Here is a 17,931-nt window from a genome sequence, read left to right on the forward strand (position 1 = left end):
TGTGCTTCTTGGTGCCCACGCGGACCGGGTGTCCGCGTGCTGATCGCGCGGGATCGTGGTGCTATCTCTCCCGCGTCTTGAGTCCGGACAGGACGACCGCCGCGATGATGATGAGCCCGGTCACCACCTGCTGGATGTAGGCGTTCACGCCGAGGATGTTCAAGCCGTTGCTCATGACGCCGATGATCGCGACGCCGACGATGGTGCCGCCGAGGTTTGCCGCGCCGGAACGGATGACGGTCATGCCGAGGAACACCGCCGCCACCGAGAACAGGGTGTTGTCACCGCCCTGCTCGGCCGCGGCGCTGCCCAGCCGCGCGGTCAGCAGGATGCCGCCGATCGCGGAGATGAAGCCGGCCATGGTGAAGGCGAGCATCCGCGCCCAGCGCACATTGACGCCGGACAGTCGGGCGACCTCCTCGTTGCCGCCGATGGCGTGCAGGCGTCGTCCGAGGGTCGTGAACCGCAAGAGGGCCCAGATGAGCACCGAGATCGCGACCGCGAAATACACCGGCAGCGGCACGTTCAGGAACCGGCCTTGGCCGAGTTCGTTGAACTCGGCCGGGAGCCCGAACACCGTCGTGCCGCCGGTGACGATGTATGCCAGGCCGATGACCGAGGTCATCGTGGCCAGCGTCGCGATGAACGCGGAGAGGCGCAGATAGGCGATCAGCACGCCGTTGACGAGGCCCACCAAGAGCCCCACCGCGAGACCGGCCAGGATAGCCACCCCCATCGGGTTCTCCCCGAGCAGGAGCGCGGCCGTGACCGCACCGGCGAGGCTGGAGGTCGCCCCGACGGACAGATCGAAGTCCCCGACGACCATGACGATCGTCTGCGCCCCCGCGATGATCGCGAGGATCGAGATCTGGTACAGGACGTTGCGGATGTTCACGAACGACAGGAAGGTGTCCGGGCGCATCGCGAAGAAGAAGAGGATGAGCAGGATCAGTGCCACGATCGTGCCGCTCTGCACGAGCACGCGGCCGGCGGTCCGGGACTGTTGGGCCATCATGGCCCCGGTCCGGGTCGGCTCCTTCTGAATCGTCATGAGGTGGACCTTCCGTAGGCATGGGAGAGGAGGAGCTCGTCGTCGGCGCCCTCTGCGGAGACGTCGCCGGAGATGGAGCCTTCGTGCATGATGAGGATGCGGTCGCACATCCCGATCAGCTCGGGCAGTTCGGAGCTGACGGCGATGACGGTGGTGCCGGTCGCGGCGAGCTCCCGGATGAGGCGGTAGATCTCCGCCTTCGTGCCGACGTCGATGCCCCGCGTGGGCTCGTCCATCAGCAGCACCTTGGGGCGGCGGGCGAGCATCTTGGCCAGGACGACCTTCTGCTGGTTGCCGCCGGACAGCTCGCCGACCGTCTGGCGAGGGCTGCGGGCCTTGATCTGCAGATCGGCCATACCCCGGCTGGCGATCTCCGCGATGCGCTTGCGCGAGACCAGGCCCGCGCGGCTCACCGCCCCGATGTTGGCCAGCGCGATGTTGTCCTGGATGGACGCACCGAGCAGGACTCCCTGGCTGCGGCGCTCCTCGGGCACCAGCGCCATCCCCGCGGCCAGCACCCGGCCCACGCCGGAGTGCCGCGGGACCTCCGCGCCCGCCACGGTGATCGTCCCGGACGCGGACCGCTGCGCGCCGGCGAGGATACGCAGCAGCTCACTGCGACCCGAGCCGGCGAGACCGCCGATACCGACCACCTCGCCGACGTGTGCCGTGAACGACACGTCCTTGACGCGGCGCCCCTGCAGATCCTGCACGACCAGGGCCACCTCAGTCGAGGTCGTCCCCCGCTCGGGGTAGAGCGAGTCGGCGTTGCGGCCGACCATGGTCGAGATGACCTCGTTGATCGTCGTGTCGGCCACGTCCTTCGTGACGATCGTCTCGCCGTTGCGCATGATCGTCAGGCGGTCGCACAGCTCGAATACCTCCTCGAGCCGGTGGGACACGTACACGACCGCCACGCCTTCGTCCCGGAGGGCGCGCAGGACGGCGAACACCTCGCGGATCTCGGTGTCGGTGAGGGATGCCGTCGGCTCGTCGAGGATGAGCACCCGAGCATCGGTGGCCAGGGCGCGCGCGACGGCAACCATGGTCTGCTGCACCGGCGAGAGGTCGCCGGCCAGCTTGCGCATCGAGATCTTCTGGTTCAGCCGCTCAAGATGCTCCCGGGCCTGGCGGCGGAGGGCGCGGCCGTTGACGATGCCGGCCCGGCTGGGCAGCTGGTCGCCGAGCAGCACGTTCTCGGCGACCGAGGTCGTCGGCACGATCGACAGCTCCTGGTAGAGCGCCACGATCCCGGCCTTGTGAGCTGCCCGCACGTTGGCGAACTCGACGTCCTCGCCGTTGCGGCGGATCTGTCCCGAGTCGGGTGCGTACAGGCCCGTGACGACCTTGATGAGCGTGGACTTGCCGGCGCCGTTCTCGCCCAGGAGCGCATGGATCTCGCCGGGCCGCACGGACAGCCGCACTCCCTTCAAGGCGTGCACGCCATCGAAGCTCTTCACGATGTCAACGGCCTCGAGGGCGGGGATCGCGGTCAGCACCGGCTCGCCTCCGGTGAGCGTCACGATGCCCTCCTCGGGTCGTCGATGTCGTTGCAGCGGATCAGCACCTTCGGGTACGCGCCGCCGATGTGCGTGGCGAACGCCTCGGCGGCATCCTCGAGCTCGAACACCGACTGCGTCAGATCGTCCAGCTCCAGGTAGGGCAGCATCTGCAGCGCGCGCGGGAAGGCGTACGGCGAGACGAAGACGCCGGTGAGGGTGAGCTCCTTCAGGTACAGGTAGTCGGAGAGGTTCAACGGCATCTCGAAGTCATGCGGATACATCGCGCCGTAGATGACCGTCGCGCCCTTCGCGGCGATGTCCAGAAGTCCGCGCACCGCACGGGCAGCCCCAGAGGCGTCGATGACGACGTCGAACCCGGCGCCCTGCGTGATCCCCTCGGACCGCGCGTACTGATCCTCCGCCACCGGGTCGATGACGGCATCCGCACCGTGTCGCAGTGCCATCTCGCGCCGTTCGGCGATCGGCTCGATGAGGGTGAGCGAGGTCGCTCCGTTGCGCTTCATGACCTGCAGAGCGAGCTGGCCGATGGGGCCGCCACCGCAGATCGCGACGCGGTCGCCGACCTTGATGTGCGTCTTGTCCGCGATGCGCACCGCCACCGAGGTGGGCTCCAGCAGGCAGCCATGCAGGAGCGAGACAGAGTCGGGCAGTTTGTAGACCTGAGACTCATGCCAGGTCACCGTCTCGGCCATCCCGGGCCGGTTGTAGTCCTGGATGTGCTCGCAGAACTGCTGCCTGCCCGCGCGGCAGGGCGTGCACGTGCCGCAGAAGCGCAGGAAGTTTCCGGCGACGCGGTCGCCGACCTGCAGCCCGGTGCGGTGGGCACGGTCACCGAGCGCCTCGACCACTCCGGAGAGCTCGTGGCCCAGGCCGATCGGGACGTCGGTGCCGAAGAACCCCTCCGCCAGGTGCGGATCAGATCCGCAGATCGCCGAGTACGCGACCCGGATGCGGACATCCTCCCCGCCCAGCGGCTGCTCGGGGAAGTCGACGACCCCGATCCGGCCGCGGACGTCTTCATCCGGGTCGCGCAGACTGCCGATCTTGGTGACCGCGACTGTTCTCATTCGTTTCCCCCTCGGGCGCGCGGGCGATGCATCGGCGTCACGGGCCACCGGCGATGACGCGGCGGGTGGCGGCGACGGTCGCGGCCAGTCCGTAGCCGTGCTTGTCGCGCAGCTCCTCGTCCTCACCGAATCCGGCGTAGACCTGGGGGATCCCGAGGCGCTCGAAGGCGGACAGATGGATGCCGCGGTCGGCGACCACGTCCGCGATGCGGGAAGCGAGGCCGCCGTAGGCGAGGTGGTCCTCGAGGACGACGAACCGGCCGCCGGTCTCGACCGCGCACTGCGCGATCAGCTCCTCGTCGATCGGCTTGAGCGTGAACATGTCCACCACGCGCACCGACCGGCCGTCCTTCGCGAGCTCGTCCGCGGCATCCAGCGCCTGCGCCACCACCGTGCCGTGGGTGAAGATCGTCGCGTCGGTGCCTTCGCGCGCCACGATGCCCTTGCCGATGCGGACCTCGTGCTGCCCGGGCTCGTAGAGCACCTTGTCCTTTTTGCCGACGGCCAGACGGATGTAGATCGGGCCTTCCATCGACATCGACTGGCGGATGACCTCGCCCACCATCAGCGGATCGCCCACCGAGGTGACGGTCATGTTGGTCAGCGCGCACATCAGCGCCAGGTCCTCGACCGCGTAGTGGGTGGAGCCGCCGTTGCCGACCAGGCCGCCGTGCGTGCCGATGATCTTGACCGGCAGATTCGGGTAGCAGACGTCGGAGCGCACCTGCTCCAGCGCGCGCATGCTCAGGAACGGCAGCATCCCGGAGACGACCGGGATGTTCCCGTCGTAGGCAAGTCCGGCGGCGATGCCGACGCACACCTGTTCGGCCAGCCCCACGTCCAGGAAGCGCTCCGGGAATTTGTCGCGGAACTCCACCAGGGTCGCGCCGATGTCGGGGGTGAGCACCCACAGGTTCTCGTGCTCGTCGCCGAGTTCGGCGAGGGTCGTTCCGATCACGGAGCGGGCGGAGAGCATCTCTCCGAAAGTGAAGGTGACGGGCATCAGACGGACTCCTTCTGATGGGATTCCTCGAGCGCGGCCATCGCGCGCTCCAGATCGGCGGCGCTGAGCGAGCCGGCGTGCCAGGCGAGATTGTGCTCCATGAACTCGACGCCCTTCCCCTTGACCGTCTCGCAGATCACCACGGTGGGGCGATCACTGTCCGTGCCCGGAAGGGCGTCGATCGCCTCGACCAGCTGGCCCATGTCGTGCCCGTCGACGTGCACGACGTTCCAGCCGAACGCCGCCCACTTGTCCGGGTAGGGCTCGAAGACGACCCGTTCCTCGGCGAAGCTCGTCATCAGCTGACGGTTGCGGTCCACGAACGCGACCAGGTTGCCCAGCTCGTTGCTGCGTGCCGCCATGGCCGCCTCCCAGACCGATCCCTCGCCGGTCTCGCCGTCGCCGAGCAGGCACACCACCCGGTGGGACTCGCCGCGGCCGCGGGCGCTCAGCGCCATGCCGACCGCGATCGGCAGCCCGTGCCCGAGGGACCCCGTGGAGCACTCCACACCCGGCAGCTGCACCTTGCACGGGTGCATCCCGTAGGCGCTGTCCAGCTGGCCGTAGGTGTCCACGATGCCCTCGTAGGAGAAGAATCCCCGGATGGACATCGCGATGTACATGCACACGGCCGCGTGGCCCTTGCTCAGCACGAAGCGGTCTCGCTCGGGGTTGCGCAGGTCGGTCGGGTCGACATTCAAGCCGTACTCGAACAGTGCGGTGAGGATGTCCGCGGCGGACAGGTCGCCGCCGATGTGGACGGCACCCTCGTAGGTTCCGCACAGGTGCAGCAGCTTTGACCTCAGTTCGAATGCGAGATCTTGCAGCTCCGGGATGGTGCGCGGATCATCGCGCTCCTGAAGGGTCGGCTCACCCATCACATGCCTCCTCATCGATGACACGGACGTCTCTGAGGCTGCCTCTGCGCGCGTCCTCATCGACTCTCGCTTGCGATCTGATCCGGTTTTCGGACCTCGACGGGGCGACAATAACACGAAGCGATTTACAAGTAAACCAGAATGCACGTAAACTTGTTTGTGGTGCTTACCCGCAGCAGCGGAGCACACCCAAGTCACAGAGAGGTGCTTGATCGTCATGACTGAAACGCTGGAGACCATTCGAACCGGTCTGTACATCGGAGGGGCGGAGCGCTCCACCTCCGACACGCTCGCGATCGCGGACCCCGCCAAGCCCGGAGTGATCGTCGGGCACGCGGCATCCGCCACGAAGGAGGACGTCGCCGATGCGGTGGCCGCCGCCAAGGTCGCCTATCCGGCATGGTCCGCGCTGGGCGCGACCGAGCGCGCCCGCGTGATGGCCGAGGCGATCGCCGGCATCGCCGACGAGCGCGACGCCGACGCCGCGGTGCTCTCCCAGGAGAACGGCAAGGTCCGCTTCGAGGCCTGGGTCGACGCCCTCGTCTTCGAGATCCGCTGGAACCTCGCCCTGATGCTCGCCGACGAGGTGGACACCGGCAAGACCCTTCCCGTCGTTCCCGGCATCCCGGTCGAGACGGTGGTGTCCTACCAGTCGCTCGGCGTCGTGACCGTCATCGTGCCGTTCAACTGGCCGATCGCCATCCTCGGCGCTGCGCTCCCGCACGCCCTGCTGGCCGGCAACACCGCGATCGTCAAGCCGCCGCCCTCGGCGCCCCTGGCCACTACCCGGGTCGTCCAGCGACTTGCCGAGAAGCTCCCGGCCGGGGTCCTGAACGTCGTCACCGGCAAGGACGAGAACATGTCCGGCCTGATCTCGAACACCGATGTCGCCAAGGTCTGCTTCACCGGCAGCGTCAACGGCGGCAAGCGGATGATGGAGCTCGCCTCCTCGACGCTGACGCGGGTGACCCTCGAACTGGGCGGCAACGACGCGGCGATCTTCCTCGAGGACGCCGTCATCGACGACACCCACCTGGACCGCCTCTACGCCGCGATCTACGACACCACCGGGCAGATCTGCATGAACGCCAAGCGCGTGTACGTGCACAACTCCCGGCTGGACGAGATCGTCGCCGGGCTCAGCGAGCGACTGGACAACGCCGTGATCGGCTACGGCCTGGACGAGGGCACGACCATGGGACCGCTGCACTCCCCCGTGCAGAAGGCGTTCGTCGAGGAGATCATCCAGGAGGCCAAGGATGCCGGCGCCGACGTGCGCGAGTTCGGCGAGCTCCCGGGTGGCGATCTGGCCGCCGGCAACTTCCTTCGCCCGGCGATCGTGGTCAACCCGGACTCCTCGCTGCGCGTGGTGACGCAGGAGCAGTTCGGTCCGGTCATCCCGGTCATCGGCTTCGACTCCGAGGCGGAGGCCGTCGCGCTGGCCAATGACACGTGGGGCGGTCTGTGCGGTTCGGTGTGGACGGCGGATCCGGCCGCGGCCACGCGCGTCGGTTCGCAGCTGGTGTGCGGCTACGTGTGGGTCAACGACCACGGCGCAACGCGGCTTGACCTGCGGGCGCCGTTCGGCGGCATGAAGCAGTCCGGATTCGGGCGCGAGCAGGGCATCGAGGGCATCCGCGCCTTCCAGGACACCCGCTCGATCGCCACGATCGACGCCGCCGCGCTCGCTGCGCAGGCGCACTGATGGGCGGCCGCGGTCGACATCCTCGTCCCATCGGGCCGAGGATGTCCGCCGCGTCGTCCTTCGTCTGTCCCGGCGGCACGCCGACGGGGGTGTCGGCACCCCCGCACCGTCTCCTCGATACACTCGCGTCACGGATTCTGCCGTGATCCGTCGCCGGAACGGAGTCCCATTGACTAGCGACCTGGGCACTGACCCCGGTGCCCTCTTCGTGGGCAGCCCAGAGATCGTCACGACGCCGCTGGCGGATGTGATCGACACTGTGAGCTTCACCCCTCGGCTGATCGCGCTGCTGTCGAACGCGCTCGTGTGGCGGGAGTCGCGGCTGCTGCGGCAGTCGTTCAACCTCGGCACCAACGACTGGCGGGTGATCTCCGCACTCGCGACCCGACCCGGCGCGACCTCCAGCGACATCTCCGAATTCCTGGCGATGAACAAGGCAGTGGTCTCGAAGAGCGTCAACACGCTCATCGGCCGCGGGCTGATCATTCCCGCCGATGGTGCGCGCGGCTCCCGCCCGCTGTATCTGACCCGCGAGGGTGCGCAGATGCACGATCGGATGATGCCGATCTCGCTCGAGGGGCAGGAGATCATCCTCGGCGATCTCAGCGCGGCCGAGGTCGATCAACTCAACTCCCTACTGGCCAGGCTCCTTCTGAAGGTGCCGGATCTGTCGAGCGCTCCGGTGTCGTCTGGGGCGACCGACACCGACTGAGTGCGGATTTACCTATAGACATTCCCTATGCACATAGGTAATGTCAGGGTTGGAAGGCGTAGACGACTTCCAACTGAGAGCGGAAAGGACCTCGATCAGTGGCACATACTTCCCCCACGGCGGACAACGCCGCCTCCCTGCGTCTCATCGACGGATTCTCGTTGGAGATGACCGGCAAGGACATCCCCGGTCTGGAAGAGGCACGGGACACCATCCCGGCCGGCACAAAGATCAACGTGACCTTCCTCGGCAACGAAGACCTCGACATGCGCGTCGCCGCCGCCAAGGCCGTCGCCGACATGGGCTTCGTCCCCGTCCCGCACATCTCCGCCCGCCGCCTGTCGTCCCAGGGCCAGCTCGAGGAGTTCCTCGGCCGGCTGCAGGAGGTCGGCGCGACCGATCACGTCTTCGCCGTCGGTGGCGACCCGGCCGAGCCCGAAGGCCCGTACCCCGACTCGCTCTCGGTCATCCGCTCCGGCATCCTGCAGCAGTACGGCGTCAAGGAGGTGTCGATCGCCGGGTACCCCGAGGGTCACCCCGACATCCCCGCCGACGTGCTGTGGCGTCACTTGGAGGACAAGTCCGCCGCGCTCAAGGAGCAGGGGCTGGATGCGGTCATCCTGACGCAGTTCGCGTTCGACACCGACCCCGTCACCGCCTGGATCCAGGCCGTCCGCGACCGCGGCATCGACACCGAGATCCGCATCGGCACGCCCGGCCCGGCCGGCGTGAAGCGGCTGATCGGCTTCGCGCGCCGCTTCGGCGTCGGGGCCAACGCGATGATCGTGAAGAAATACGGGTTCTCGCTGACGAACCTCATGGGCACCGCCGGTCCCGACCGGTTCGTGACCGACCTCGCGGCGCTGCTCGCGCAGAACCCGGCCTCCGGCAATGTCAGACTGCATTTCTATACGTTCGGCGGACTGCTCGCGACCTCCAAGTGGGCGGGCGAGTACGTCGCCGCCCGCTCCTGAGGAGACAGCACCCATGCCTCTGCGCCCCGAATCGCTCCACGACCACGCCTGCCTCATCGTGCACGGCCCCGACCAGCCGGGACTGGTGGCGGCCGTGACGTCGCTGATCACCCGCAACAAGGGCAACATCGTCACGCTCGATCAGTACTCCGACAACCCGGAGGGCGGCGCGTTCTTCCAGCGGGTGGTGTTCCACCGCCCCGACCTCTCCGCCGCCATGCCCGAGATCGAGGCCGACCTCGACAAGACCCTCGGCGCGCAGGGTATGACGTGGCAGCTCACCGACCAGTCGGTGCCCAAGCGCATGGCGATCCTCGCCTCCACGAGCGACCACTGCCTGCTCGAACTGCTGTGGCGCCAGCGCCGGGGCGAACTGAACGCGACCATCCCGATGGTGATCTCCAACCACACCAACACCGCCGAGTCGGTGCGTTCGTTCGGCGTCCCGTTCTTCCACATCCCCTCCCAGGGACCGGACAAGTCCGCCGCCGAGGCGGAGATCGTCAAGCTCCTGACCGGAAACGTCGACTTCGTCGTCCTGGCCCGGTACATGCAGATCCTCTCCGACGACTTCCTCACCCAGGTCGGGGTGCCCGTCATCAACATCCACCACTCGTTCCTGCCCGCCTTCATCGGCGCCGGCCCCTACAAGAAGGCCAAGGAACGCGGCGTCAAGCTCATCGGCGCGACGTCGCACTACGTCACGAAGGACCTCGACGAGGGTCCGATCATCGAGCAGGACGTCGCCCGCGTCACCCATGCGATGAGCGCGAACGACCTGCAGGCGCGGGGCGCGTACGTCGAACGCGCCGTGCTGTCCCGCGCCGTCCAATGGCACGCCGAGGACCGGGTCATCCGCCACGGCAACCAGACCATCGTCTTCGCCTGACACCGGGCGCCTCGACCGGGGCGTCCACCGAAAGAACAGAGGAGTTCATCCATGGCCAACAACCTGCAAGAGCTGATCGACCAGCAGAACCCCGTCGAGATGCTGCGCAACTCGCAGATCGGCTCCTACATCTACCCCGTCGTGCCGGCGGACTTCCAGAACTGGATCAAGGAGCAGCAGGCCTGGCGCAACACCGCCGTGCTGTACGACCAGTCCCACCACATGGACAACGTGTTCCTGAAGGGCTCCGACGCGATCAAGCTGATCAGCGCCACGGCCATCAACTCGGTCGCGAACTTCGCGGTCAACAAGGCCAAGCAGTACGTGCCGACCACCGAGTCGGGCCACGTGATCGGCGACGGCATCCTCTTCCGCGAGGCCGAAGACGAGTACGTGTACGTCGGCCGCGCGCCGGCGTCGAACTGGCTGATGTTCCACGGTGAGACCGGGGGCTACTCGAACCTCGACATCACGGTCGACCGCCGTTCGCCCTCGCGCCCGTACGGTCACAGCGTGAGCCGTCAGTACTACCGCTTCCAGATCCAGGGCCCCAACGCGTGGGCCGTCATCGAGAAGCTCAACGGCGGACCGCTGGAGAAGCTCGGCTTCTTCAACATGTCGACGATGATCATCGCCGGCAAGGAGGTTCGCACCCTCCGTCACGGCATGGCCGGTGCACCCGGTCTGGAGATCTGGGGCCCGTACGCCGAGCACGACGAGATCCGTGACGCCATCGTCGAGGCCGGCGCCGAGTTCGGTCTCGTGCCGGTCGGCTCGCGCGCCTACCCGTCGAACACGCTGGAGTCGGGCTGGATCCCCTCGCCCCTCCCCGCCATCTACACCGGCGAGGCGGAGCGCGCGTACCGCGAGTGGCTCGGCGTCGACAGCTATGAGGCCACCGGGACGCTGGCCGGCTCGTTCGTGTCGGACAACATCGAGGACTACTACATGACCCCGTGGGAGCTGGGATACGGCTCCTTCGTGAAGTTCGACCACGACTTCATCGGCCGCGACGCGCTGGAGAAGATGAACAAGGACGACCAGCGCAAGAAGGTCACTCTCGCCTGGAACGCCGAAGACCTCGCGAAGGTCTGGGGTTCGCTGCTGAACGTGGACGGCCCGACCTACAAGTTCTTCGACCTCCCGCTGGCCAACTACGGCTCGGCCAACTACGACTCCGTCGTGGACGCGGACGGCACCGTGGTCGGCTTCTCGATGTTCACCGGCTACAGCGCCAACGAGAAGCGCGGCCTGTCGCTGGGTGTCGTGGACCCCAACGTCCCCGAGGGCACCGAGCTCAAGGTCGTCTGGGGCGAGCCCAACGGCGGCACGTCCAAGGCGTCGGTCGAGAAGCACGAGCAGACCGAGGTCCGCGCCGTGGTCAGCCCCGTGCCGTACTCGACGGTCGTCCGTCAGTCCTACCAGGGCGGCTGGCGCACCGGCTACCAGTCCTGACCCGCTGACATGAGGGGCCCGGGCGCGCGCGCTCGGGCCCCTCATGTCATTCATGCCGCATCCACCACGACGACTCACCGTCGCAAGGCCCGAGGAGGGAGACCCATGAGTCTGCGCTACGCGCTCCTCGCGCTCGTTCGGGTCGGCCCGCAGTCCGGCTACGACCTGCAGAAGCAGTTCGCGGTGTCGGTGGGTCACGTGTGGCACGCACCCGACTCCCAGATCTACCCCGAACTGCGCAAGATGGAGGCCGAGGGCCTCATCCGGGGTGAAGAGCAGACGCGGGGAGAACGCGGTACGCGCCGCATGTACCACGTCACCCCCGCCGGGCATCGGGCGTTCCTGGAGTGGATCGCCTCGCCCCCCGAATACCAGCGCGTGCGCGACCCCGCGCACCTGCGCGCCGCCTACCTGGAAGCCGCCACACCCGATCAGGCCCGCGCGTTCCTGCGCGCCCACATCGCGCAGTGGGAGGGCGAGCTGGAGCAGTGGGAGGGCGAGCTGCGCCGCATCGACGCGGTCGACAACCCCATGCTGCTGCGTCGCCTGGCCGTCACGGCCGACGAGGACCGTGAACGCACGATCGCCTACAAGCGCTTCGCCTACGAGGGCCTCGTCGAGCGCGCCCGCGGCGAGATCGCGTGGGCGCGCCGCGGGCTCGCACTCGTGGACCGCCTGGAAGGGACGCCCGGATGACCACGGCGCCACGGACGGCGGATGCCGCTCCCGCCGTGGACCGCGAGCGCGCCGTCGCCGCGGTCCGCGAGCTGCTCTCGGCCGTCGGTGAAGACGTCGAGCGCCTGGGCCTCATGCGCACGCCCGAGCGCGTCGCCGATCTCTATCTGGAACTGTTCTCCGGCATCGGGCGCGACCCCGCGTCGGCCCTCGGCGCCCCCGTCGCCCTCACCGAGAACGAACAGCCCGGCGAGCTCGTAGGCGTCACCGGCATCCCCTTCCGGTCGGTGTGCGAGCATCATCTCCTGCCCTTCGAGGGCACGGTCGACGTGTTCTATGCACCCTCCCGTCACATCGCCGGCCTGAGCCGCGTCGCCCGCCTCGTCGACGCGGCCTCCCGGCGCCCGCAGCTGCAGGAGCGCCTCGGCCAGCAGATCGTCGACGCCATGATGGCCGTCCTGAGCCCGCACGGCGTCGCGGTGCGGATCGAGGCGGCCCACGGCTGCGTCGCGCACCTGGAGCCGGCGGCCGCATCCGCGCGCGCGGTCACCGTCGCCACGGCCGGCACGCTTCCCGGCGACCTGTGGCGGCTCGCCGCAACGGCGCAGGCCTGAGGACGATCGGCAGGAGGACGCCGCAGTCCCCCGGCTCGAGTCGAACCGGGGGACTGCGGCGGTCGGTCAGAAGACGCGGACGGCGATCTCCGCGGGGGCGGCCAGGAGCTGCTCGATCTCCTCGTCCACCCGGACGGCGGTCACCGACAACCCGGCCATGTCGAGCGATGTGCAGTACTCGCCGACGTACGACCGGGTGACCTGCGCCCCTCCGGCGGTGATCGCGCGGTGGGCGATGCCGTAGGCGAGATAGAGCTCGCTGATCGGCGTTCCGCCCAGCCCGTTGATCATCAGCGCCAGCCGGTCAGCGCCGGTCACCTGCAGGTCGGTCGCGACCGCCTCCACGAGGTCGTTCACCATCTGGTCTGCGGATGCGAGCTCGACGCGCATGCGCCCCGGCTCCCCGTGGATGCCCACGCCGAACTCCACCTTGTCCGGTTCGAGGTCGAACAGCGGCGTGCCCTTGGACGGCGGAGTGCATGCGGTCAGCGCGAGCCCCATGGTGCGCGTGGCGGCATTCACCTTCTCGCCGATGCGGACGAGCTCGTCCAGATCGGCGCCCGCTTCTGCGGCGGCCCCGACGGCCTTCATGACGAAGAAGTTGCCGGCAACCCCACGGCGGCCCACGGTGTACAGCGAATCCTGCACCGCGACATCGTCGTCGACGAAGAGGGTGCGCACGTCGATCCCCTCGGCCGACGCCATCTCCTGCGCCATCTCGAACGCCATCCGGTCCCCCGTGTAGTTATTCACGATGAGGAGGACGCCTTTGCTCGAGGCGAGCCGCTTGATGGTCTCGTAGACGTAGTCGACGGGCGGGGCCGCGAAAACGTCTCCCGGGCACGCAGCGGTCAGCATGCCGGGGCCGACGGTCATCACATGCGCCGGCTCATGGCCGGAGCCAGACCCCTGGATGATCGTCACGCGCTCGTCGCTGGGCGCATCGCTGCGGTGGATCAGGTTGTACTCGGGGACGTAGACGAGCGTGTCGGGATTGGCCAGGGCCAGCCCCTGCAGCATCTCGGCGACGAAGTCTTTCGGGTCGTTGACGAACTTCTTCATGTCATTCCTTTCGTGGGGACGCGTCGCCGCCCTGACGCTCGGGCCACCTGTCGGCGACGCGCTCGGCGAGGACGGCCAGGGCCACTGCGCCGGCATCGGGCGACCCGATGCTGCGCTCGCCCGAGTAGCTCGCGCGGCCGCGCCGCGCCTGCAGTTGCGTCGTCCGCTCCGCGGCCGCCCTCATCTCCTGGGCGAAGCGCTGAACGGCAGCGGAGGAGTCCGCGCCGGCGGCGATGGCCTCTTCCAGTGCATCCGTGGCCGGTACCAGAGCGTCCAGGAGGGTTTTGTCTCCCAGTTCCGCCTTCCCGCGGGCCTGGATGCCCTCGACGGCGGCGCGGAGCATCGACACGACCGTCGCGCCGTCCAGGCTCTCGGCCGTCTTGGCGGTCATCGCCGCGCGGAGGAACCCCGTTCCCCAGATCGGACCGGAGGTGCCGCCGACCCGGCTGGAGATGGTCATGGCAGCTGCTTGGATCATCGCGGCGGCGCTCTGCGTGGGGTAGTCCGGCAAGTCCTCCAGAACCTTCTCGAACCCGCGCGCGAGGGAGAAGCCGAAATCGCCGTCTCCCACCACCGCGTCCAGGTCGCCGAAGTAGGTCTCCTTCTCGACGATCTCGGCGGCGACCGTTTCCAGCACGAACCGCGTCACGTTGACGTCTGCGGCGCTCATGATTCCTCCGTCGTGTGTGCGATCCCGAGGGCCCGCACGTGTTCGATGTCTGTCAGGGTCGTCGTGGCCAGGTCCTCCAGGACGAGGGACGCCCCCTCGAAGTCCTCACCGCCGGTGTAGGCGCTCTTGGTGACGATCGTCGCGATTCCCGCCCCCACGGCGGCACGCAGACCGATGGAACTGTCCTCGATCACGACAGCGTCCGACGCTCCGATGCCCAGTTCGGCGAGGGCATGCAGGTAGATGTCCGGCGCGGGCTTCTTGCGGGGAACGACGTCTCCGGCGAACACACGGAACTCCGCCGCCAGGTCTTCTCCGACGGCACGTGTCAGCACAGCCCGGACCGACGGCTCCGCGGAGGTCGACGCGACCGCGAGGGCCCACCCCTGCTCATGAGCCTCGCGGGCCAGACGCTCCACACCGGGGCGCGGATCGATACGCCCCTCAGCGATGAGCGCCGTGTACAGGTCGGTCTTGCGACGATGCATGGCGGCGATGAGCTCGTCCTGCGCCGCCGCATCCGCCGGGAACTCCGCCCAGCGTGCAGCCAGTTCGGGCGTGAACTCGCTCCGCATGCGCTCCTTGCCGCCCCCGATGCGCACCTTCTCGCCGTAGACGTCCGTCGACCACTCGATGGGGACCCCGAACTCGCGGAACGTCTGGTTGAACGCCGGCAGATGTCCGTGCATCTCGGTGTCGGCGAGCACACCGTCGCAGTCGAAGATCAGCGCGGGCATGTCAGGCCTTCCCCGCACTGCCGAAGGTGTCGCACAGACCGACCACGAGATCGACGACCTCCTGGCGCGTGTGCCGGAACAGCGACGGCGGATCCCACGTGCCGGCGGCCTGCGCGCGCGTGAGGAAGTCGAGTTCCGCCTTCATGAACCGCTCCTTCAGCGCCGTGGAGATGTTGACCTTGGCGCACCCCCGGGCGATCAGATCGCGGAACTGATCGTCGCTCAGACCGCTTCCGCCGTGCAGCGCGATGGGGACGGGGCGACTTTCGACGATCTGCGTGATGCGCTCACCGTCGAGCACCGGTGTGCTCTTGTAGGAGCCGTGCGCATTGCCGATCGCCGGCGCGAACACGTCGACCCCCGTCGCCTCCAGGAACGCCAGCTGCACCTCGAGGCTCTGCCGCTGGCTCTCCTCGTCGGAGCCGTGATCGTCCTCGACGCCCTGGATCGACTCGATCTCGCCCTCCACGTGCGCCCCGAAGCGGCGCGCTTCGGCGACGACCTCGATGGTCTGTCGCTGGTTCTCCTCGACGGGCAGTTCGGATGCGTCGAAGAGCACCGAGTTCCAGCCGTGCTGAAGGCACGTCGTGATGACGTCGCGGTCGGGGCAGTGATCCAGGTGCAGCGAGACCGGCACCGGGATGTCGCGGGTGAGATCGTCCCACATCGCCTTGATGAAGCTCGCGCCCAGGCTCCGCACCGTCTTGACGGAGGTCTGGACGATCACCGGCGACTGTGCCTGCACCGCTCCGGCGAGAACGGCCTCGAGGGTGAGGTCGTTGAAGATGTTGACCGCAGGGACGCCGTAGCGCTCTGCGAACGAGCGGCCGACGATCTCGGTGAGGGGGACGACAGGCATGGGCGTTCTCCTTGGGGACGTGGATCAGGAATCGCGCAGGCGCGCGGACTGCGCGCGGTACTCGTCGAAGGTGCGGGCGCGCTCGGCGGCCGCATCCGGGTCGGTGACGCAGTCGTCGTACGCGGCCAGGATGCTGTCGAAGTGCGCACGCAGGCCGTCGCGGGTCTCCGTGAAGGGGAGCACCCAGAACCGGTCGGCGACGATCGCCTCCCGGACGTGCTCGGCGAGTTCCACCGGGTCCATCCCGCCGGCGTACAGACGACGCTGCAGCTCGATGAACCGCTCGTCGGTGATGAAGCTCGAGCCCGAAGCCAGTTCGGCGGGCCGGCGATCGAGCGTGTGCGCGATGTCGGAACGGACGCTCGCGGGGCACAGCACGCTGACCCCGATTCCCTGCGCGGGAAGCGTCAGCGCGTAGCTCTCCATGAGGTTGATCACGGCGGCCTTGGAGGCGGCGTAGATGGCTGCGCTGGGACTTCCCTGGAACCCGCCCATCGACGCGACGGACACGATGTGCCCGTCTGTCCCGCCGGCGAGCATCCGGGGCAGGAGGGTCACGATGCCGTTGACCACCCCGCCGAAGTTGACGCCCATGATCCAGTCGAAGTCGGCATAGGAGGCCTCCTCGAGCGGGCCGAAGCCGTTCACCCCGGCCGTGTTGAACAGGAGCGACGGAGCGGCGCCCCACCGGGCCTCGATGTCGTCCGCCGCGCGCTCCCACGCGACGCGGTCGCGCACGTCGAGCTGCAGCGGGTGCACGTCGATACCCCGAGCGCGAAGGGTCTCGGCTGCGGCTTGGAGGGCCTCTTCGCGCATGTCGACGATCGTCACGCGGCAGCCCAGATCGCCGAAGACCTGCGCCTGGCCGAACCCGACCCCGGATGCGCCGCCGGTGATCACCGCCACCCGGCCCGCGAAGTCCTGCACCGTGCGCTCCTTCCCCGGCCGCGCTGCCCTGCGCGGCCCTTGCCAGCATCTCCCAGGACGGCTGCCGTGGCGCGTCTCACTGTGAGACGCCCGGCGCCGTCAGAGGTCGAGGGCCTGCGACCGCCATTGCGTGGGGGACATGCCGAACGCGACCCGGAACAGGCGGGAGAAGTGTGCGGGGTGCCGGAAGCCGTGCTCCGCGGCGATCTGAGCGACCCCCCGCTCCGAGGCCGATGTACGGGCGAGCGCCGCGCGGGCACGCTCGAGGCGTCGTGTCCGCACCCACTGCGTGACGCTCGTCCCGTGCGCTGTGAAGGCCGCCTGCAGCTGCCGCCGCGACACCGACAGAGCGCTCGCCAGCGCGTCGACCCCGAGGTGCGGGTCCGCGATGCGGTCTTCGATCCTGCCCACGGCGCGGCTGTAGACGTCGGTCAACCCGCCCGGGCTCACAGGCGGGGCGGCGGCGAGCAGGCTCGCTTCGAACATGCCGACGAGGCATCGCACCACGAGCGGCGCCGTCGGCCCGCGGAGCAGGTTCATGTCTCGGGCGAGCGCGCGGACGAAGGCCAGCAGAACCGGGCCGACGCCCTCCCGGGATGCCAAGGGCTCCCCGAAGGGCACACCCGGCCGCGCCAGCGCAGCCCGGAGATCGTCCCTCGGCAACCGTGCGACGAAGAGAGCGAACTCGGCGTCGAACTCCCACGACGACGGCACACCCCAGGACGAAACCAGATGATCACCTGGGCGAAGCGTCCGAGTGCCGCTCTCCGTGGTCAATCGACTGCTCCCCGACAGCTGCACGACGGCGAGCACGACGTCCTCCCCACCCGCACGCACCTGGTCGGCCGAACGCACGATGGCGTGCGGGTGCGCGCGCACCCGCAGAATCGCGATGGATCTGTCGTCGATCACCCGCCGGGTCACCGCGCCCTCGAAATTGTCCGCCAGGCCGTCACCGACCCACCCGGCGCCGCGGCGGATCACCGGGAAGTGGGTCGCCCACTCCCGGAAGCTCCGTGTGACAAGGTCCAGCTCCGTCGCCATATCCGCCTCCGTCGGCGGACGCCCGCCTTCCCCGTTGCTATCACGATCGCGCAGACGACGTGATCATCTGCGCAGACCGTGTCCGT

18 protein-coding genes are annotated in these 17,931 nt (G+C 68.6%); 7 read left to right on the top strand and 11 right to left on the bottom strand.

All coding sequences use genetic code 11. From position 1 onward, the window contains the following. Positions 1-61: 61 nt before the first annotated feature. The 5 genes from F6J85_RS16460 to F6J85_RS16480 are packed head-to-tail and all read right to left on the bottom strand — an operon-like array spanning position 62 to position 5,522. Positions 62-1,051: an ABC transporter permease gene (locus F6J85_RS16460; protein WP_150926708.1), complete on the bottom strand. Its 990-nt coding sequence runs from the start codon at positions 1,049-1,051 to the stop codon at positions 62-64. Next, positions 1,048-2,574, bottom strand: coding sequence for a sugar ABC transporter ATP-binding protein (locus F6J85_RS16465; RefSeq protein WP_238706995.1), 1,527 nt, complete (start codon positions 2,572-2,574; stop codon positions 1,048-1,050). The genes F6J85_RS16460 and F6J85_RS16465 overlap by 4 nt, the downstream gene beginning before the upstream one ends. After that, positions 2,571-3,641: an alcohol dehydrogenase catalytic domain-containing protein gene (locus F6J85_RS16470; RefSeq protein ID WP_150926710.1), complete on the bottom strand. Its 1,071-nt coding sequence runs from the start codon at positions 3,639-3,641 to the stop codon at positions 2,571-2,573. The genes F6J85_RS16465 and F6J85_RS16470 overlap by 4 nt, the downstream gene beginning before the upstream one ends. Before the next feature lie 37 nt (positions 3,642-3,678). Beyond that, on the bottom strand, positions 3,679-4,644 hold the full coding sequence (locus F6J85_RS16475) for a transketolase family protein (RefSeq protein WP_150926713.1): 966 nt from the start codon (positions 4,642-4,644) through the stop codon (positions 3,679-3,681). Next, positions 4,644-5,522, bottom strand: a complete 879-nt coding sequence (locus tag F6J85_RS16480; protein WP_191906666.1) for a transketolase — start codon at positions 5,520-5,522, stop codon at positions 4,644-4,646. The genes F6J85_RS16475 and F6J85_RS16480 overlap by 1 nt, the downstream gene beginning before the upstream one ends. A gap of 217 nt (positions 5,523-5,739) precedes the next feature. On the opposite strand from F6J85_RS16480, the gene F6J85_RS16485 reads away from it, so the two are divergent. The 7 genes from F6J85_RS16485 (at position 5,740) to folE (ending at position 12,546) form a co-directional block, all read left to right on the top strand. Further along, positions 5,740-7,227, top strand: coding sequence for an aldehyde dehydrogenase family protein (locus tag F6J85_RS16485; RefSeq protein WP_150926717.1), 1,488 nt, complete (start codon positions 5,740-5,742; stop codon positions 7,225-7,227). Between the two features lie 142 nt (positions 7,228-7,369). Further along, positions 7,370-7,939: a MarR family winged helix-turn-helix transcriptional regulator gene (locus tag F6J85_RS16490; RefSeq protein ID WP_191906667.1), complete on the top strand. Its 570-nt coding sequence runs from the start codon at positions 7,370-7,372 to the stop codon at positions 7,937-7,939. Positions 7,940-8,106: 167 nt separating this feature from the next. Next, complete coding sequence (locus F6J85_RS16495; RefSeq protein WP_150927566.1) at positions 8,107-8,913, top strand: methylenetetrahydrofolate reductase; 807 nt, start codon at positions 8,107-8,109, stop codon at positions 8,911-8,913. Between the two features lie 13 nt (positions 8,914-8,926). Continuing rightward, positions 8,927-9,802, top strand: coding sequence for a formyltetrahydrofolate deformylase (purU, locus tag F6J85_RS16500; protein ID WP_150926721.1), 876 nt, complete (start codon positions 8,927-8,929; stop codon positions 9,800-9,802). 51 nt (positions 9,803-9,853) lie between these two features. After that, the gene (gene ligM, locus F6J85_RS16505) at positions 9,854-11,257 is read left to right on the top strand and encodes a vanillate/3-O-methylgallate O-demethylase (protein ID WP_150926723.1); all 1,404 of its coding nucleotides are present in this window, start codon (positions 9,854-9,856) and stop codon (positions 11,255-11,257) included. Between the two features lie 105 nt (positions 11,258-11,362). Further along, positions 11,363-11,953, top strand: a complete 591-nt coding sequence (locus F6J85_RS16510) for a PadR family transcriptional regulator (protein WP_150918980.1) — start codon at positions 11,363-11,365, stop codon at positions 11,951-11,953. Next, positions 11,950-12,546: a GTP cyclohydrolase I gene (folE, locus tag F6J85_RS16515; RefSeq protein ID WP_135070012.1), complete on the top strand. Its 597-nt coding sequence runs from the start codon at positions 11,950-11,952 to the stop codon at positions 12,544-12,546. The genes F6J85_RS16510 and folE overlap by 4 nt, the downstream gene beginning before the upstream one ends. Positions 12,547-12,612: 66 nt before the next feature. Here the strand turns inward: folE and dhaK are convergent, their stop codons facing one another. From dhaK to F6J85_RS16545, 6 genes are all read right to left on the bottom strand, one after another. Then, on the bottom strand, positions 12,613-13,608 hold the full coding sequence (gene dhaK / locus F6J85_RS16520; RefSeq protein WP_150926725.1) for a dihydroxyacetone kinase subunit DhaK: 996 nt from the start codon (positions 13,606-13,608) through the stop codon (positions 12,613-12,615). Between the two features lies 1 nt (position 13,609). After that, positions 13,610-14,278 (bottom strand): dihydroxyacetone kinase subunit DhaL, encoded by a 669-nt coding sequence (dhaL, locus tag F6J85_RS16525; RefSeq protein ID WP_150926728.1) that lies wholly within the window; start codon positions 14,276-14,278, stop codon positions 13,610-13,612. Next, a complete protein-coding gene (locus F6J85_RS16530) occupies positions 14,275-15,015 on the bottom strand; it encodes an HAD-IA family hydrolase (RefSeq protein ID WP_150926730.1) in 741 nt (246 codons plus the stop codon). The genes dhaL and F6J85_RS16530 overlap by 4 nt, the downstream gene beginning before the upstream one ends. A 1-nt stretch (position 15,016) precedes the next feature. After that, complete coding sequence (locus F6J85_RS16535; protein ID WP_150926733.1) at positions 15,017-15,874, bottom strand: class II fructose-bisphosphate aldolase; 858 nt, start codon at positions 15,872-15,874, stop codon at positions 15,017-15,019. Positions 15,875-15,898: 24 nt separating this feature from the next. Next, positions 15,899-16,801, bottom strand: coding sequence for an SDR family NAD(P)-dependent oxidoreductase (locus tag F6J85_RS16540; RefSeq protein WP_150926735.1), 903 nt, complete (start codon positions 16,799-16,801; stop codon positions 15,899-15,901). A gap of 99 nt (positions 16,802-16,900) precedes the next feature. Then, complete coding sequence (locus F6J85_RS16545; RefSeq protein ID WP_150926737.1) at positions 16,901-17,845, bottom strand: AraC family transcriptional regulator; 945 nt, start codon at positions 17,843-17,845, stop codon at positions 16,901-16,903. Between the last annotated feature and the right edge of the window lie 86 nt (positions 17,846-17,931).

This window comes from Microbacterium lushaniae (assembly GCF_008727775.1).
Classification (GTDB): Bacteria; Actinomycetota; Actinomycetes; order Actinomycetales; family Microbacteriaceae; genus Microbacterium; species Microbacterium lushaniae.

Bases quoted from the DNA above. Each gene is read 5' to 3' on its own strand.
- F6J85_RS16470 (WP_150926710.1), bottom strand. From the start codon at position 3,641: ATGAGAACAGTCGCGGTCACCAAGATCGGCAGTCTGCGCGACCCGGAT.
- F6J85_RS16495 (WP_150927566.1), top strand. From the start codon at position 8,107: ATGACCGGCAAGGACATCCCCGGTCTGGAAGAGGCACGGGACACCATC.
- F6J85_RS16535 (WP_150926733.1), bottom strand. From the start codon at position 15,874: ATGCCTGTCGTCCCCCTCACCGAGATCGTCGGCCGCTCGTTCGCAGAG.
- F6J85_RS16530 (WP_150926730.1), bottom strand. From the start codon at position 15,015: ATGCCCGCGCTGATCTTCGACTGCGACGGTGTGCTCGCCGACACCGAG.
- F6J85_RS16475 (WP_150926713.1), bottom strand. From the start codon at position 4,644: ATGCCCGTCACCTTCACTTTCGGAGAGATGCTCTCCGCCCGCTCCGTG.
- ligM (WP_150926723.1), top strand. From the start codon at position 9,854: ATGGCCAACAACCTGCAAGAGCTGATCGACCAGCAGAACCCCGTCGAG.
- purU (WP_150926721.1), top strand. From the start codon at position 8,927: ATGCCTCTGCGCCCCGAATCGCTCCACGACCACGCCTGCCTCATCGTG.
- folE (WP_135070012.1), top strand. From the start codon at position 11,950: ATGACCACGGCGCCACGGACGGCGGATGCCGCTCCCGCCGTGGACCGC.
- F6J85_RS16460 (WP_150926708.1), bottom strand. From the start codon at position 1,051: ATGACGATTCAGAAGGAGCCGACCCGGACCGGGGCCATGATGGCCCAA.
- F6J85_RS16485 (WP_150926717.1), top strand. From the start codon at position 5,740: ATGACTGAAACGCTGGAGACCATTCGAACCGGTCTGTACATCGGAGGG.
- F6J85_RS16545 (WP_150926737.1), bottom strand. From the start codon at position 17,845: ATGGCGACGGAGCTGGACCTTGTCACACGGAGCTTCCGGGAGTGGGCG.
- dhaK (WP_150926725.1), bottom strand. From the start codon at position 13,608: ATGAAGAAGTTCGTCAACGACCCGAAAGACTTCGTCGCCGAGATGCTG.
- F6J85_RS16480 (WP_191906666.1), bottom strand. From the start codon at position 5,522: ATGGGTGAGCCGACCCTTCAGGAGCGCGATGATCCGCGCACCATCCCG.
- F6J85_RS16510 (WP_150918980.1), top strand. From the start codon at position 11,363: ATGAGTCTGCGCTACGCGCTCCTCGCGCTCGTTCGGGTCGGCCCGCAG.
- dhaL (WP_150926728.1), bottom strand. From the start codon at position 14,278: ATGAGCGCCGCAGACGTCAACGTGACGCGGTTCGTGCTGGAAACGGTC.